The sequence below is a fragment of the Alkalibacterium indicireducens genome, from assembly GCF_039522005.1.
GTDB lineage: Bacteria > Bacillota > Bacilli > Lactobacillales > Carnobacteriaceae_A > Alkalibacterium > Alkalibacterium indicireducens.
Window position 1 is genome coordinate 1 of record NZ_BAAADA010000229.1, and the last position, 510, is coordinate 510.

A 510-nucleotide genomic window follows, 5' to 3' on the forward strand; every position below is an offset into this window, starting at 1 on the left:
GAAACTAAAGCAATCTCACATAGCCATGATATATTTAACAAATTATGATCTCGTTTTGTTAGGTCTTTAATGAGTTGGAATTTTTCTTGTGTGAAGCCCTCTTGGCCTTCCGATGGATAAAATTTGTTTTTTTTAGGGCATCTATCTGTTGTTTTTGAAGGGCGACTTTATGTTTCAAGTGTGCGATTTCTTCTTCTTGAGTTCTTTCTTTAGTACGGGGTCTTCCACTGGATTCACTACGTAAATCCATAAATCCTTCTGGGCGATGGCTCATATTTTTAATTCGTCTGGAAAAAGTCTTTATACGGTCTTTCCCTAACGCTATCACATCAAAGTCTGCGTCTCTAAAAATTTGCGTAGGTCCTTTTCCGAGAGCTTTTTCTTTAGCGAAATGGTCTTTGAATGCCTCTGAGTAAGTTACTGCTTTAGTTGATGCTTTCTCTACAAAAGGATTTTCTTCAAGTTCTCTTCGCTCTTCCTCTGTAAAATAATTTCTTCCCATGTCAACGC

Annotated in this window: 1 protein-coding gene; it reads right to left on the bottom strand. The window is 37.5% G+C overall.

Going from position 1 to position 510, the window contains the following annotated elements:
- Positions 1 to 58: 58 nt before the first annotated feature.
- On the bottom strand, positions 59 to 510 hold a 452-nt coding region (locus ABFX15_RS12085), incomplete at its 5' end, for an HTH domain-containing protein (RefSeq protein ID WP_346025643.1).